This is a genomic window from Massilia sp. Mn16-1_5 (genome assembly GCF_004798585.1).
GTDB lineage: Bacteria > Pseudomonadota > Gammaproteobacteria > Burkholderiales > Burkholderiaceae_D > Telluria.
In genome coordinates, this window is sequence record NZ_PPXQ01000037.1 from 1 (window position 1) to 15,422 (window position 15,422).

The 15,422-nt window shown below is 67.3% G+C and carries 14 protein-coding genes, 1 rRNA gene and 1 riboswitch; of the genes, 2 read left to right on the forward strand and 13 right to left on the reverse strand.

What is annotated here, in order from left to right; translation table 11 throughout:
* Nucleotides 1–6: 6 nt before the first annotated feature.
* Together rrf and C2862_RS24640 are read left to right on the forward strand one after the other, a co-directional pair.
* Nucleotides 7–119, forward strand: a 5S ribosomal RNA gene (gene rrf, locus C2862_RS24635).
* A gap of 261 nt (nt 120–380) precedes the next feature.
* Nucleotides 381–2,111 carry a serine hydrolase gene (locus C2862_RS24640; RefSeq protein ID WP_168710165.1) on the forward strand — a complete coding sequence of 577 codons (1,731 nt, stop codon included), beginning with the start codon at nt 381–383 and terminating at the stop codon, nt 2,109–2,111.
* Here the strand turns inward: C2862_RS24640 and C2862_RS24645 are convergent.
* The 13 genes from C2862_RS24645 to cobT form a co-directional block, all read right to left on the reverse strand.
* Nucleotides 2,098–2,508: a DUF2061 domain-containing protein gene (locus C2862_RS24645; protein WP_136223648.1), complete on the reverse strand. Its 411-nt coding sequence runs from the start codon at nt 2,506–2,508 to the stop codon at nt 2,098–2,100. The two genes, C2862_RS24640 and C2862_RS24645, sit on opposite strands and share 14 nt — an antisense overlap.
* A 97-nt stretch (nt 2,509–2,605) precedes the next feature.
* Entirely contained in the window at nt 2,606–4,060 is a 1,455-nt protein-coding gene (locus C2862_RS24650; RefSeq protein ID WP_136223650.1) for a cobyric acid synthase, read from the reverse strand.
* Nucleotides 4,057–4,923 carry a cobalamin-binding protein gene (locus C2862_RS24655; RefSeq protein ID WP_136223652.1) on the reverse strand — a complete coding sequence of 289 codons (867 nt, stop codon included), beginning with the start codon at nt 4,921–4,923 and terminating at the stop codon, nt 4,057–4,059. Before C2862_RS24655 ends, C2862_RS24650 begins: the two co-directional genes overlap by 4 nt.
* Nucleotides 4,920–5,900 carry a threonine-phosphate decarboxylase CobD gene (cobD, locus tag C2862_RS24660; RefSeq protein WP_136223654.1) on the reverse strand — a complete coding sequence of 327 codons (981 nt, stop codon included), beginning with the start codon at nt 5,898–5,900 and terminating at the stop codon, nt 4,920–4,922. The genes C2862_RS24655 and cobD overlap by 4 nt, the downstream gene beginning before the upstream one ends.
* Nucleotides 5,893–6,834: a CobD/CbiB family cobalamin biosynthesis protein gene (locus C2862_RS24665; RefSeq protein WP_136223656.1), complete on the reverse strand. Its 942-nt coding sequence runs from the start codon at nt 6,832–6,834 to the stop codon at nt 5,893–5,895. Before C2862_RS24665 ends, cobD begins: the two co-directional genes overlap by 8 nt.
* Entirely contained in the window at nt 6,828–7,388 is a 561-nt protein-coding gene (gene cobU / locus C2862_RS24670; RefSeq protein WP_136223658.1) for a bifunctional adenosylcobinamide kinase/adenosylcobinamide-phosphate guanylyltransferase, read from the reverse strand. Before cobU ends, C2862_RS24665 begins: the two co-directional genes overlap by 7 nt.
* Entirely contained in the window at nt 7,373–8,680 is a 1,308-nt protein-coding gene (locus tag C2862_RS24675) for a cobyrinate a,c-diamide synthase (protein ID WP_136223660.1), read from the reverse strand. The genes cobU and C2862_RS24675 overlap by 16 nt, the downstream gene beginning before the upstream one ends.
* Nucleotides 8,674–9,300: a cob(I)yrinic acid a,c-diamide adenosyltransferase gene (cobO, locus tag C2862_RS24680; protein WP_136223662.1), complete on the reverse strand. Its 627-nt coding sequence runs from the start codon at nt 9,298–9,300 to the stop codon at nt 8,674–8,676. The genes C2862_RS24675 and cobO overlap by 7 nt, the downstream gene beginning before the upstream one ends.
* 25 nt (nt 9,301–9,325) lie before the next feature.
* Nucleotides 9,326–10,297: an iron ABC transporter permease gene (locus tag C2862_RS24685; RefSeq protein WP_136223672.1), complete on the reverse strand. Its 972-nt coding sequence runs from the start codon at nt 10,295–10,297 to the stop codon at nt 9,326–9,328.
* 66 nt (nt 10,298–10,363) lie between these two features.
* A complete protein-coding gene (locus C2862_RS24690) occupies nt 10,364–12,223 on the reverse strand; it encodes a TonB-dependent receptor domain-containing protein (protein ID WP_136223664.1) in 1,860 nt (619 codons plus the stop codon).
* Between the two features lie 72 nt (nt 12,224–12,295).
* A riboswitch (cobalamin riboswitch) is annotated at nt 12,296–12,515 on the reverse strand.
* 7 nt (nt 12,516–12,522) lie between these two features.
* Nucleotides 12,523–13,068, reverse strand: coding sequence for a histidine phosphatase family protein (locus C2862_RS24695; RefSeq protein ID WP_136223666.1), 546 nt, complete (start codon nt 13,066–13,068; stop codon nt 12,523–12,525).
* A 2-nt stretch (nt 13,069–13,070) separates the two neighbouring features.
* Nucleotides 13,071–13,850: an adenosylcobinamide-GDP ribazoletransferase gene (locus tag C2862_RS24700; RefSeq protein WP_136223668.1), complete on the reverse strand. Its 780-nt coding sequence runs from the start codon at nt 13,848–13,850 to the stop codon at nt 13,071–13,073.
* Nucleotides 13,851–13,863: 13 nt separating this feature from the next.
* Nucleotides 13,864–14,898, reverse strand: a complete 1,035-nt coding sequence (cobT, locus tag C2862_RS24705; RefSeq protein ID WP_136223670.1) for a nicotinate-nucleotide--dimethylbenzimidazole phosphoribosyltransferase — start codon at nt 14,896–14,898, stop codon at nt 13,864–13,866.
* Between the last annotated feature and the right edge of the window lie 524 nt (nt 14,899–15,422).

Here is a 15,422-nt window from a genome sequence, read left to right on the forward strand (position 1 = left end):
GTCATGCCTGATGACCATAGCAAGTCGGTCCCACCCCTTCCCATCCCGAACAGGACCGTGAAACGACTTTGCGCCGATGATAGTGCTGCAACCAGTGTGAAAGTAGGTTATCGTCAGGCTAGTTATAAGCGAAACCCCATCCAGTGATCTGGATGGGGTTTTTTGCTTTTGCAGCTCGGTTGCGTTATTCGGCAATTCATCGCAAATGCCATTTTCCTGGAACGCCGGCGCACTACCATTCCTTATCGAAAACGCTGAGGAATCGCTGCATGCACTTGCCGAGGTCTCTTTCAATCCTGTTCTTGCTGGTGTCGGCTTTATTTCTCTCGACATCAGCAGAAGCCCAGTCCGATCCAGACACATCCGCAGCAATACTGCGAGTGCAGTTTACTGATCATCTTCAGCGGGCAGGGCTGCCGGGCGCCGTATGGACCCTGGTCACGCCCGATGCCGGCATCGTCACCGGCGCGGCGGGTCTGAGCAATGCGCAAACCGGGGAGGCAATGACCTCGACAACGCGAGTCCACGTCGGCTCGGTGGCCAAAACCGTGCTGGCGATGGGCGTCCTGCGTCTCGTCACCACTGGCCAGCTGAGCCTCGACACCGAGGTCGCTTCCGTCCTGCCGGCACTGCGCTTCGATAATCCCTGGCAGGCCACCGATCCGATCCGGATCCGTCATTTACTCGCGCACACGGCGGGCCTGGAAAACTTCCGCTTCTACCAGGTATTCAGCCTGCGCGCGCAGGCCGACACGCCTCTGGATAAAGCACTTGGACGTGACAGCCTGACGGTGCACACACGCCCAGGCGCGCGCTACGTCTACTCGAGCACCGGCTACCACTTGCTCGGCATGGTCATCGAGGCCGTCACCCATCGCCGCTACGAAGCCTGGCTGGACACCGAACTCCTGCGCCCACTCGGCATGAATGACAGCAGCTTCGCCTTCAGCACCCAGGCCGGCGCCAACGCCGATCCGCGCCTGGCCATGGGCCATTTCGAAGAGCGCGTGGCCTATCCGGCCATTCCCGTGTTTGCACGGCCTGCTACCCAGTTCGTGACGACCGCCGCCGACATGGGCCGCATCGCCCGCTTCCTGATGGGCGATGGCACGATCGCCGGCCGGCCCTTCATCGCTTCAAACCTGATGGACGCCCTCAGCGGCGCCCGCGGTACCGATGCCGAACGGACGGGTTTGCAGGGCGGGCACGGCCTCGCACTCTCGGTGCGCGACCGGCATGGCGTCATCGGCGACTGCCACCCTGGCACGACGATCGGTTTTCAGGCCATGCTCTGCCTGTACCCAAAGGAGGGCAAAGCCTTCTTTGTCGCGGCGAATGCCGACGTCGAGAATGCGGATTACGAGCGGCTCAACACCTTGCTGATCGAGGCGCTGCAACTGACACCTGCGAAAGAGCGGGACACCGCATCGCCGCCGCCGGCCGACATCCATGCTTGGGAAGGCATGTACGTTCCGGCCTGGCATGCGGTAACGCGCCTGGCCTGGATCGATACCGTCTTCAATCCGGTCGACGTGCGCTGGGATGGAAAGCGCCTGCAGCTGGCGCCCTTTCAGGGTAAGCCCGCGTCCCTGCAGCCAGCAGGAGGAATGCTGTTCAAGGCGGACGCCCGGGCTGCCCCGTCGCATGTGCTGCTGACAACGGATGGCGAACGGATGCTGAGCGACGGCTTGCGCACCTACCGCCAAGTGCCGCTGACGAGCTTGCTGTGGCTATGGACCAGCGCCGCACTTGGTGCCGCCGGCCTGCTCACCATTTTATTCAGGGGAGGGTGGCTGCTGATGCGCGGCCGCTTGCGCAGGTCCAGCACCCTGGCCCTGCCGCTGGCCGGGGTGCTGATGCTGTTTGCGCCGATCCCCTTCTTCTTCACGCAATCCTTCATGCAGCTGGGCGACCTCACCATTGCAAGCGGATTGCTCGCTTTCGCCAGCATCGCCTTGCCCTGTGCAATCGCTTACGGCTTGCTGCGCCTGCCTGCGTGCGCACGCAGCCTCGCCCACCCGGCATTCGACTGCGCCGCCTTGCTCGCGGTCGCGCAATGGCTGATCGTGCTTGCCGCCTGGGGCATGCTGCCTTTCCTTATGTGGCGATAGGCTGCGCCTGGCCGCCGCGCTCGAAGCTATCCCAGAGCCGGTCGTGCAGCGGCAGGATCAGCACATTGCAGACCGGTTCCAGCAAGGCCGCGATGCCGCCCATCGCCGCCGATCCGGTCGCGACGTACATGACCGCGAAGGCGACGCCGGCATGCAGGCCGGTCTGGCTGAGCTTTTCGAAAGCTACCGTGAGGTAGCGCGCCCGCGACGTGAGCGCCGCACGCCGGCGTTTCGCCCACGCGGCCTCGTGGAAGGGGAGCAGCAAGACGTTGATCACCGGCTCGACCAGCACCGCCAGGCCACTGAATACCGCCGAGCCGGTAAGGGCGTAGGCCAGGGCATAGGCGATGCCCATGTGGGTGGCGACCTGACTGATCCTTTTTGCTGCGGTAATCATGCACTGCTCCTGTTGCAAACACTCAGGAGCAAATGATAGTTATTCTCATCTGAGAGGTAAAATGAATTGATTCAAGCACATTGATAGGATTTGGCTATTAGCCAGCCTGTGCCAATAGGCGATCGAACAGAGGCTGCGCCGCATCCGCGATCCGGTCGAGACTCGCTTCGCGCAAGGCCGCCGTATCGACACGCTGTTCCGTATCCAGCCCGGCCCAGCGCAGCAGCGCCGCGCAGGCGTCCGGATGGTCGAACAAACCGTGCAGGTAAGTTCCCATCACTTGCCCATCTGCCGAGCATGCCCCCTCGTCACGGCCATCGATGCGGAAAGCAGGCGACGCCAGCGCCGCGCCAGCCGACGCACCCATATGGATTTCATAGCCGGCCACCCGCGCACCGCCGCCGCCGAAGGCGCACACTCCCTCGACGCGGCGCAGCTGCTTCTCCATGCCCATGGTCGTGACCAGATGAAGCACCCCCAGGCCGTCGGCGTCGCCGGCGCTGCCCTCGACTCCATGCGGATCCCTCACCGCCAGCCCCAGCATCTGGAAGCCGCCGCATATGCCCAGCAGTTTTCCGCCATAGCGCAGGTGGCGCGCAATCGCCGCGTCCCATCCCTGCGCGCGCAGCCAGGCCAGGTCGCCGCGCGTGTTCTTGCTCCCCGGGAGAATGACAAGGTCCGCCGGCGGAATCGCTTCGCCCTGGCGCACGAAGCGCAGGTCGACGTCCGGATGGACGCGCAGCGCATCGAAATCCGTGTGATTGCTCATGCGCGGCAGGCTCGGGACAAGGATGCGAAAGCGTCCGCGCGTGGACTGCACCGGCTGCACGGCGTCCTCCGCGTCGAGATACAGGCCGTGCAGGTAGGGCAGGACCGCCAGCACCGGCTTGCCCGTCTCGCGTTCGAGCCAGTCCAGGCCCGGCTCGAGCAGGGCGATGTCGCCGCGGAAGCGGTTGATGACGAAGCCGACGATGCGATTGCGCTCGCTGCGCGAGAGGCAGGCCAGGGTGCCGACGATGTGCGCGAACACGCCGCCACGGTCGATGTCCGCCACCAGGATCACCGGGCAATCCACTGCTTCGGCGAAACCCATGTTGGCAATGTCGCGATCGCGCAGGTTGATCTCGGCCGGACTGCCGGCGCCTTCGACGACGATCGTGTCGTACTGCGCACACAGGCGGGCATGCGACTCCAGGACCGCGCCCATCGCGACAGTTTTATATTGGTGATAGTCGCGCGCATTCATTTCGCTGCGCACGCGCCCATGAATGATCACCTGGGCGCCGGTGTCGCTCGAGGGTTTCAGCAGCACCGGGTTCATGTCCGTGTGCGCGTCGACGCCGGCGGCCAGCGCCTGTAAAGCCTGGGCGCGTCCGATCTCGCCGCCGTCCCTGGTCACTGCGCTGTTGAGCGCCATGTTCTGCGGCTTGAACGGCGCCACGCGCACGCCTTCGCGTTTCAGGAGCCGGCACAGCGCGGCCACCACCGTGCTTTTGCCCGCATCCGAGGTCGTTCCCTGCACCATCAGGGTCTGGTACGGAAGGCGCCTCATGGCCGATGCCTGCGTGCCTGGTCGAGCTTCTCGCACATCGCGGCCGCGCCCTGGATCATACGCGGTCCGGCGCGGTTGAGCAGGTTGCCGTCGACGGTGAACAGGTTCCCGTTGCGGACCGCCTTCATGGTCGGATACTGCCGCCACAGGTTCACGCCGCCGTAGTCCTTTTCAGCGGACCCGAACACCGCCTCAGGATCGGCTGCCAGCACGCCTTCGACGGTCACCACCGGCGCGATCACCGGCAGCTTGTCGAAGATGTTCTCGCCGCCGCACAGGCGTAGCGCATCGGTGACGATGTGGCGGCCGTTCAAGGTATAGAGCGGCTTGTCCCAGACCTGGTAGAAGGTACGCACCGGAGAGCGTCCCGCATAGGCCGCACGCAGCGAGGCCAGCTTGCCGCGCAGCGCCGCCGCGGCTGGACGCGCCGTCGCCTCGGTGCCCATCAGCCGGCCCAGGCGTTCCAGGCTGTCGGGGATTCCCTCCAGGGTTTGCGGGTCGCTGTGATAGACCGGAATGCCGAGCTGCTTGACCATGTCGATCTGGCGCTCGGAACTGCCGTGCATCCAGGCGACGATCAGGTCGGGTTTCAATGCCATCACACGCTCGATGTCGATCTGGCGATTCGAGCCGATACGCGGGATGCGGTTCGCCGCCTCGGGATAATCGCTGTACTCCACCGCGCCCACCACGCGTTCGCCGCCGCCGGCCGCGAAGAGCAGCTCGGTCACGTGCGGCGCCATCGAGATCACGCGCAGGGCAGGGCTGCGCAGCGTGATCGCATTGCCGGCGTCGTCGCGTACCGTCACCGCCGCGGCCTGGCCGGCGCACAGCAAACCAGCCAATACCATCCATCGTTTCATCGTTCTCTCCATTCATCGAGGGCGCGTGCCAGGCGCTGCCAGGCTGCTTCGTCGGGCGGCAGTCCAAGCCGGATGCCGTAAGCGGCATCGAGGAACAGCCGGCTCCAGATGCCGCGCTGCGCCAGGTGTTCGTGAAATGCCTGCGGATCGTCCTGCGGCCACCAGTGGAACAAGGGCGTACCGGCCGCCGCGATGCCATGCGCCGACAGCAGCTTGTCCATGCGCCGGCCGGCCGCCTGCAGGCGCGCCTGCGTCACCGCCTGCCAGACACCGTCGTTCAGTGCCGCCAGTGCGATCGATTGCGCCGGACCGCTGACGGCCCAGGGCCCGAGCAGGTCCGCCAGTTCGCGCAACAGTCCGGCTTCGGCCGCGACGAAGCCCAGGCGCAGGCCGGCCAAGCCGAAGAATTTGCCAACCGAGCGCAGCACGATCAGTCCCGGCTGGTGCGCGTGGGCAGCGACACTCAAGCCTGGCGCCGTGTCGCCGAAGGCTTCGTCGACCACCAGCCAGCCGCCGCGCCGCGCCAGGCGCGCGGCCCAGTCGAGCAGCTGCGCTGCAGGGACGGTCTCGCCGGTCGGATTGTTCGGATTGCAGAGCACGACGACGTCGCTGGCGTCGACCGCCGCGTCGAGCGCGGCATAGCTGGAAAGATGCAGCGTATGCCCGTGGCGGCGCCAATGCTGGGCATGCTCGGCGTAGGAGGGCGCGGAGACGGTTACCCGTGAGGCTGGACGCAGGTGCGGCAGGGCCTGGATCGCGGCCTGGGTGCCGGCCACGGGCAGCAGCAGCGCGGCGCCGTAGTAGCGGCACGCTGCTTCCGCCAGCGCGGGATCGTCTTCCGGCAGCCGGTGCCAGGCGTCCGGCGAGAGCATGGGAATGGGATAGCCCCAGGGGTTGATGCCGGTCGAGAGGTCGATCCAGTCGTCGCGCCCATAGCGTTGCGCCGCCGCGCGCAGGTTGCCGCCGTGTTCAAGCATGTTTGCTCACTCCGTATGCAAGCGTCAGCGCGAGCGCAACCCATAGCAGCGTCACGCGCAGCACGAGGCGCCAGGCACGGAGTATGTCAGCCGGTACCGCCGGCGCTCCCATACCCAAGGGCGGACGCAGTTCGATCTCGCCGCCGTAGGTCGCCGCGCCGCCGAGTGCGATGCCCAGGGCGCCGGCGCCGCTGGCCATCACTGGTCCCGCGTTCGGGCTGCTCCAGGCCGGGGCCTGCAGGCGCCAGCAGCGCCAGGCGCGCAGGTGGCCGCCACGTGGGGCCAGCAGCACATAGCTCAGCGCGGTCAGCCGTGCAGGCAGGTAGTTCAAGCCATCGTCGATGCGCGCCGCCACGCGGCCGAACAGCTCGTAGCGCGGCGTGCGATAGCCCCACATTGCATCGAGCGTGTTCGCCAGCCGGAACAACAGCGCACCCGGACCGCCGGCGATCATGAACCAGAACAGGGTGCCGAAGACGGCATCATTGCCGTTCTCGAGCAGCGACTCGGCGCCGGCGCGCGCCAGGCCGGAGGCATCCTCGTGCGCGGTGTCGCGGCTGACGATGCGCGCCGTCAGCGTGCGCGCCGCCGTCAGATCCTGATCCGCGAGCGCGCGGAAGATCGGCAGCGTATGCTCGCGCAGGCTGCGCAGCCCGAGGCTGAACCAGAGCAGCAGCGCATGCACGACGACGCCGCCCGGACCAGTGGCGAGCCACCATGCCAGCGCACTGGCCGGCAGCACGGCCAGCATCCAGCCACCCGCGCCGCGCAGCAGGAGACAGCGGCCACGATTGAGCCGGCCTTCGATGCGCACCGCCATGCGGCCGAAGCCGACCAGCGGGTGCCAGCGCCGCGGCTCGCCCAGCAGCAGGTCGAGCGCCACGCCGGCCGCCAGCAGGAGCGCGAGCTGGAGCGCCGGCAGCCCGCTCAGCATGGCGGTCCCTTCAGCACCAGCGGCAGCCCGGCGGCCACCAGGATCACGCGCTCGGCGCGCGCGGCCACGGCCTGGTGCAGCCGGCCCGCCTCGTCGGCGAAGCGGCGCGACAGGGCGCCCATCGGGACGATGCCCATGCCGACTTCGTTCGAGACCAGCAGCAATTCGCCCGGCAGGCCGTCCTCGAGCAGATCGAGGAAGCGCTGGCGCTGGGTATCGAAAGCAGGCGGCAGCGTCAGTTCCCCGGTCTCGGGAAAATCGGGCGCGCCGTCGAGCATCAGGTTGGTCAGCCACAGCGTCAGGCAGTCGACCAGCACCAGGCGGCCGGGCGTGCAGGCGGCGTGGATCGCGTCGGCCAGCAGCACGGCTTCCTCCACCGTGTGCCAGTGCGCCGGCCGCCGTTCGCGGTGGTGAAGAATGCGTGCACCCATTTCGCCGTCGCCGGCACGCGAGGTCGCGATATACGTGACCTCGCTGCCGGACCACTGCGCCAGCCGCTCGGCCAGCGCGCTCTTGCCGGAGCGTGCGCCGCCGAGGATCAGGGTGCAGGCCATGCGCCACCTTCCGTGAACAGCAGGGCCACCGCTTCCGGATTCGATGGAAAGTAGCCGTGAAAGTAGGAGGCCGTCAGCGTGCCGGCACGGTAGACGGCTTCGCCAGGCGTGCCGCCGGGATGGCGCACCGTGTGCACGCTGGGCGCCAGCGGCGTCTCGAAGCGCGAATAATGAAAAGTATGGCCGCGCAGGACGCCGGCCGGAGTCCCGAGGGCCTGCGCTCCGAGACCGGCCAGGCGCGCCTGCATGCGCACCACGCCGGGCAGCAGGCTGGCCATCGGCCAGCGCGCGCCGTCGGGATCGGTGAGTTCCTCGGCCAGCACCATCATGCCGCCGCACTCGGCGAGGATCGGCAGGTTGGCCGCGAAGGCGGTGCCGATCGAGGCGCGCCAGCGTTCGGCCCCGGCCAGTGTCTGCGCGTGCAGCTCGGGATAGCCACCGGGAAGGTAGACGGCATCGGCCTCATCAGGGACGGCCTCGTTCGCCAGCGGCGAGAAGAACACAAGCCGGGCCCCGAGCGCGCGCAGCGTATCGAGATTGGCCGGGTACAGGAAAGCGAAGGCCGCATCGCGCGCGATCGCGATCGTGCGGCCGGCCAGCAGCGGCGGCACGGCCGGCGCTGGTGCGCAGCCCTGCGTCTCGAACGCGGGCAGCGCCTGCCAGGCCGCGTCGTCCAGCTGCAGCGCGTCGGCCAGCTCGTCGAGCAGTGCATCCAGGCGCGGCAGCTCATGCGGCAGGGCCAGGCCGAGGTGGCGCTCCGGCAGGGCTTCGGATTGACGCGGCAATGCGCCGAGCAGGGGGATGTCGCGCAGCGATTGCGCCACCATCTGCGCGTGGCCGGTGCTGGCGACCCGGTTCGCGATCACGCCGGCCAGCTGGACGGGGCCATAGTCGCGCAAGCCGCGCGCGACGGCGCCGGCGGTCTGCGCCATCGCCGAGGCGTCGATCACGGCCAGTACGGGAATGCCGAAGGCGCGCGCCAGGTCGGCCGCCGAGGGCGTGCCGTCGTACAGGCCCATCACGCCTTCGACCAGTATCGCGTCGGCTTCGCGGGCAGCGTCAGACAAGCGGCGCCGGCATTCGTCGAGCCCGACCATCCACAGGTCGAGCGTGTGCACCGGCGCGCCGCAGGCACGTTCGAGCAGCATCGGGTCGATGAAGTCGGGCCCGCATTTGAAGACGCGCACGCGCTGGCCTGCGCGCACCAGGCTGCGCGCCAGGGCGGCGGTGACAGTCGTCTTGCCCTGGCCGGAGGCCATGGCCGCGATGAGTACTGCGCGCGCGCTCACCACTCGGTCCCGGCCTGCGCGGCGATGCCGGCGGCGAAGGCGTGCTTGAGCACATTCATCTCGGTGACGGTATTGGCCACGGCCAGCAGTTCAGGCGGAGCGCCGCGTCCCGTGATGACCACGTGCTGCATCGGCGGGCGCTCGAGCAGGTCGCCGATCACCGTGTGCACGTCGAGGTAGCGGTATTTCAGGGCGATGTTCAGTTCGTCCAGCACGACCAGGCCGACGCCGGGATCGCGCAGGAAGACACGCGCCTGTTCCCAGGCTTGCAGCGCCTTTTCGATGTCGCGCTCGCGGTTCTGCGTTTCCCAGGTATAGCCTTCGCCCATCGCATGGAAGCTCACTTCCTCGGGGAAGCGGCGCAGGAACTGTTCTTCGCCGGTCGCCATCGCACCCTTGATGAACTGGACCACGCCCACGCGCATGCCGTGCCCGAGTGCGCGTGCGACCATGCCGAAGGCGCTCGAGCTCTTGCCCTTGCCGTTGCCGGTGTTGACGATGATGATGCCGATCTGCTTGTCGGCTTGCGCGATGCGTTCGTCGATGATGGCCTTCTTGCGCTCCATGCGCAGGCGGTGGCGCTCGTTCAGGGCGGCGGTCTGGTCGGCTGTCATGTCGTTCATGGTGGACTCCGATAGTTGTGAAGGGTCAGGCACGGCGCAGGCGGTGCAGTTGATAGAGGAAGACGGGGGCGCCGATGATGGCGGTGACGGCGCCGACCGGCAGCTGCTGGGGCGCGACGATGGTGCGCGCCAGGGTGTCGCACAAGACCAGGAAGCTGCCGCCGGCCAGCACCGCGGCCGGAACCAGCACACGGTGGTCCGGCCCGAAGGCGAAGCGGCAGGCATGGGGCACGATCAGGCCGACGAAGCCGACCGAACCCGCGCTGGTGACGGCGCTGGCGGTCAAGAGGCCGGATACCAGAAACAGGCCCTTGCGCAGGGCGCCGACGCGCACTCCCAGCGCGACCGCGCCTTCCGCGTGCAGGGCCATCACGTTCATGCTGCGCGCAGAGCGTACGGCGAACACCAGCGCGCCACCCAGCACCAGCCAGGGCAGCACCCGCACCGGGGCGCCGGCCAGGTCGCCGATCATCCAGAACACCATGCTGCGCAGGCGCCCCTCGGGCGCGATCGACAGCATCAGGGTAATCAGGGCCATGCACAGCGAGGAGACGATCACGCCGGTCAGGAGCAACAGCGAGGAGCCGCCTTCCGCCGCTGTCCCGCTGCGCAGGTCGCGCCGCGCCAGCACATACAGCAGCAGGGAGACGGCAACGGCGCCGCACAGGGCCGCCGCATCGACGGTGGCCGCCGCGCACATCAGCAGCAGGGCGCCGAGCGCCCCGACCGAGGCGCCGGCCGAGATCCCGAGGATGTACGGGTCGGCCAGCGGGTTGCGCAGCAGCGCCTGCATCAGCACGCCCGCCAGCGCGAGCGCACCGCCAGTGGCGAAAGCGACCACGGCGCGCCCGGCACGCAGTTCGAGCAGCGAAGCCGCGAGCGACTGCGGTTTGCCGGCGAACAGCTGGCCGAGCGCCGCCGGCAGTTCGCTGCTGGCCACCGGGATCGATCCCGTCATGCCCGAATACAGCATGCAGGCGAGCGCCAGCAGCAGCATCGAGCCGGTGACCAGCAGCGCGCGGCGACGTGCCGGGAAGGCGAGCGTGCTCACAAATGCCCCGGCTTAGCGGATGCCGTAGCGCAGGCCGGCGAACCAGCTGCGCCCACCGGTGCCGTAGGCGCGCGCCAGTTCATAGCGTTTGTCGGCGGCGTTGTTCACACGGGCCAGCAGCGACCAGTCGGCGTCGATGCGCCAGGTGGCGTACAGGTTCAGCAAGCCATAGCCACCGAGGCGACGCAGGTTGGCGGCGTCGTCGAAGCGCTCGCCCGAGATCTGCCACTCGGCGCCCGTGTCGAGACTGCCCGCTACATACGCCGCCTGCAGGTTGGCGTGTCGTCCGGCGCGCCGTGCCAGGCGCTTGCCGCTGGCGTTGTCGCGCGGGTCCTGCCAGTCGGCGCTGGCGCGCAGGCGCAGCGCACCGACGCGCGTGGCCGCTGCCAGCGTCACGCCCTCGAGAGTGGCCGAGGCCACGTTGTAGGCGCAGCTGCCGGTACGGCCGTCGCGCCGGTCGGGACAGGGCGTGGCCGAGACGATCATGTCGGTCAGGCGGTTGCGGAACCAGGTGGCATCAAAACTGGTGCCGGCGCGCTCGTAGCGCAGGCCCAGTTCGGCGTTACGGCCACGCTCCGGCTGGTTGGTCGGCACGCCATAGCCCGGGTAGTACAGCTCGTTGAAGGTCGGGGCCCGGAAGCTGGTGCCGACGCTGGCGGTGGCGCGCAGGCCACCGTCGAACTGGTAACCGTAGCCGGCGGCGCCGGTGTTCTTGTCGCCGTAGTGCGAGCGGTCCTGGCGCGCGCTGAGGTCGAACAGGTGGCGCTCGCGGCGCAGCGCGTAGGCCGCGGCATACGAGTTGGTGATGCGCGCGCGTTCGAGAGCGGCCGTGGAGCTCGACTCGACGCTTTCCTTGCGGTGGCCGTAGAGCAGCTGCAGCGTGTCGCGGCCCAGCGTGAGCGTATTCTGCCAGGTGAATTCGTCTTGCCGGGTGTCGATCTGGCTGGCGCCGCTGGCGGTAGCGCTGGTGAAACTGCCGGACTTGTCTTCCGAGCGTGCGAACTGCACGGTGCTGCGCCAGTTCGGCAGCAGCTGGTTGCTCATGAAGGCGGCGGCGGTGTTCAGGTCCTGGCGGCTGTAGGCGTCGAAGCTGCCGGCGCCGTTGTCGTACTCGGCGCGCAGGCGGCTGTGCAGGAACTGCGCGCCGACTTCGTGGCCGGGTGCAAGCGCCAGGGTGATGCGGCCGCTGGCGCTGCTGCGGCGGTAGCCATCGTCGTCCGGGTTGTAGCCGAAGGCGCCCGGCTGCGTGGCCGAGAAGCCGTCCGAGCGTTCGTGGCCGGCGCCGATGGCATAGCTGACGGCATGCTCGCCGCCGCTGGCGCCGGACAAATGGGCGCTGGCCTGGCGCGTGGCGTCGCTGCCGGCACCGATCGAGGCCGCAGCCGCGAAGCCCGGTTCGCCCTTGCGCGTAAAAATCTGGACCACGCCGCCGATGGCGTCGGCGCCGTACAGGGTGCTCAAGGGGCCGTAGACGATCTCGATGCGCTCGATCGATTCGAGCGGCACCGCATTCCAGCTGGCGCTGCCGGTTGTGGACGAGCCGATGCGCACGCCGTCGAGCAGGACGACGACCTGGTTGCTGTTGGCGCCGCGCAGGAACAGGCTGGTGTTCGCGCCGGCGCCGCCGTTGCGGCCGATCTCGATGCCGGGCTGGCGCGCCAGGATGTCGGCAATCGAGCCGGCGCCGGAGCGGGCGATCTCTTCGGCGTGGATGACGGTGGTGTCGGCGATGACATCGGCGGCGCGCTGGGGCATGCGGCTTGCTGTGACGACGACGGTATCGACAGGGGTGGTATCGGCGAACGCACAAGGCGCAGCCATGGCAAGGGCGAGCGACGAGGCGGCCGCTTGCCGTGAAACGTGAAAGTTCATGATGGTCTATGGTTGGACAACCAGCCCACGTCCCCGTAGGCCAGATTGAACAGAAGCGCGCATGCAGGGCATGGCGTGCTTCCACCTTTTGGCCGGTATCCGGGCTGGCAAGTGAAGCCGTCCGACCTTCCCATGCGTATGCACAGTGGTCTGGGGAGACGGTTGGCCGCGCGAACGCGGTACTTGCTTACCGTTGCGGGGGCAGCACACGTTGGCTCTTATCGAGCTTCGTGTTTCCCGTTTAACTGCGCCTGTGAACACAGGCGCGAGCACCAAAACGCCGCCATTATACGGCGTTGTCAATCTTTCAGCACAAGCATTTCGCCGTAAGCGATGCGATGCGGGGTCGATGCGGCCTGCAGCGCGGCCTCCTCAAGCGCGGCGCCGTCCTGCATGGCGGCGAGCAGGCGCATGGTGCCGGCGTGGCAGATCACGAGTGCTTCCGATTGACCTGCGGCGTGCAACGCGGCGCGGAAAGCGGCGACGCGGCGCGCCACCTGCAGCAGGCTTTCGCCGCCGCCGGGACGGTAATGGAGCAGGTCGGCGTTCCAGGTATCGACCGCATCGCGGCCAATGTCATCCCAGCTGCGCAGTTCCCAGGTGCCGAAGTCCATCTCCGCCAGGCGCATGTCGAAGACGACCTTGTCGCCCGCCAGCAGGCGGGCCAGGTCGGCACAGCGCTGCAGCGAACTGGCATACACGGGCAGGCCACCGGGAAGACCGGCTTCACTCAACGCGGCATGAACGCGTCTGGTCTCGTCCGCGTTGGCTGGCACGTCCGTGCTGCCGTAGCACAGACCGGCTGCGACCTCGGGACGGGGATGGCGGACCAGCAGCAGGCGCATGCTCAGCGCAGCGCGCCCTGGCCCAGGCTGGCCAGCACGCCGAGATAGATCGCGACTTCGGCCAGCTGCTGGACGGCGCCGAGACAGTCGCCCGTATAGCCCTTGATGCGGCGCTGGAACATGCGCGCGATCCAGAGCGCGGCGAGGCTGGCAGCGAGCAGGCTGGCGCCGAGCGCCGCGGGCGAGAGCGCACCGAGATGCAGCAGCAGCGCGGCGGGCAGCAGGGCGGTGCATGCGGCGATGACGAATTCCCTTGTCTGCATCTGCTGCGCCATCGGCTTGGCCTTGCCCTCGGCGCGCGCATAGTCCATGCGCCAGATGAGAGAGGTCGCCGCAAGGCGCGACAGCGGGTGCGCGAGAAACAGCGCGGCGATGGCGCTGCCAGGCGGCAGCATTGCCAGCGCCGTGCATTTCAGGCCGAGCATGCAGGCGATGCCGATCGCACCGTAGGCGCCGACGCGCGAGTCCTTCATGATCTCGAGCACGCGTTCGGAGGTGAGACCGCCGCCGAAGCCGTCGCAGGTATCGGCGAAGCCGTCTTCATGGAAGGCGCCCGTGATATAGATCGAGGCGGCTGTAGAGAGCACGGCCGCCACCGGCGCCGGCAGGACCAAGGCGGCAAGGAAGTACACCGCCGCGGCGACGGCCGCGACCACGCAGCCGACCAGTGGGAAATAGCGCGAGGATTGATGCAGCCAGTCCGGCTGGAAGCCGACCCAGCGCGGTATCGGCAGGCGCGTGAAGAACTGCAGGGCGATGAAGAAGAGGCGCAGCTGCTGCATTTATGGCTGACCTTCAGGCCGACTGCGTGCTGACCTGGGCCGAACCGAAGGTCGCCATCTGGTTCAGGAAGTTGACTGCCGCATGCAGTAGGGGCAGGGCGAGTGCGCCACCGGTGCCTTCACCCAGGCGCAGGCCGAGCTGCAGCAGCGGCTGGGCGCCGAGATGCTCCAGCATGCGGCCATGGCCCTGCTCATCGGAGCAGTGGGCGAAGACGCAGTAGTCGAGGATGGCGGGCTGCAGCCTGGCGGCGGCGAGTAGCGCGCTGGTGACGATGAAGCCATCGATGAGCAGGACCTTGCGTAGCGCGGCCGCCTGCAGCATGGCGCCGGCCATCATTGCGATCTCGAAGCCGCCGAAGGTCGCGAGCACCGCCAGCGGTTCGCTCACCTGGGCGTGCGTGCGCATGGCGCTGTCGAGGACCGCCTGCTTGCGCTGAATGCCGCCGGGCGCCAGGCCGGTACCGGCGCCGACGCATTCGGCGAGCGGTGTGTTCGTCAGCTTGTGCATGAGCGCTGCGGCCGCTGTCGTATTCCCGATTCCCATCTCGCCGAAGCCCACCACGTTGCCCGGCAGGTCGCGTACCAGTGCCATGCCGCGTTCCAGGCTCAGCGCGCATTCTTCAGGCGCCATCGCCGCTTCATGCGCGAAGTTGCGCGTGCCCCTGGCAATCTTGCGGTCGACGAGTCCAGGCCGGGTGCCGAAGGCGTGGTTGACGCCTGCATCGACCACTTGCAGGGCGCAGCCGTTCTGGCGCGCGAACACATTGATGGCGGCGCCGCCGGCAAGGAAGTTCTCGACCATCTGCCAGGTGACGTCCTGCGGATAGGCCGAGACGCCTTCGGCGACGATGCCATGGTCGCTTGCGAAGACGAGCAGCGCAGGCTCGGTAAGTACGGGCTGCGTCGTCTTCTGAATCATGCCGATCTGCTTCGCCAGTGCCTCCAGGCGGCCGAGGCTGCCCAGTGGTTTGGTCTTGTTGTCGATGGCCTGAGTAAGGGCAAGCGAGAGTGCTGCGTCGGCAGTAGGGGGGATGGCGGGAATCAGCATTGTTGTCGTTCTATAAATGTCCAAGGCGCGCCAAAGATAGCACACCAAATCGTCTTGCAAGCCGCCGGCGGCTTGGCTATAATTCGCCTCCGCTTCGGCGCTGTCTGCAAAACGTTAACGTAATCAAGTAGTTAGATGCGTGATTTGTTTGCAGCCGGCAACGAGGTAGGAAAAAAAGAAGTTGACGACGCAAACGAAACACTGCATAATCTCGCTTCTCTGCTGCTGACAAACAAAACGATTTGTCGAAGCGCAGCAAGCAGTACCGAATAAGTTCTTTAACAATTAACAGTCGATAAGTGTGGGCGTTTGATGAAGGTGCCAGCTGACTTGTTCAGCTGATTACTTAAATTATCAAATGTTCACAAAAAAGAAATACGTTGCTCAGCAATGAGTAACGGTCAGTATTTTGAGTGAGCGACTCCGCAGCAATGCGGATGACTCGAAAGAGTCAACAAACAGAGATTGAACTGAAGAGTTTGATCCTGGCTCAGATTGAACGCTGGCGGCATGCTTTACACATG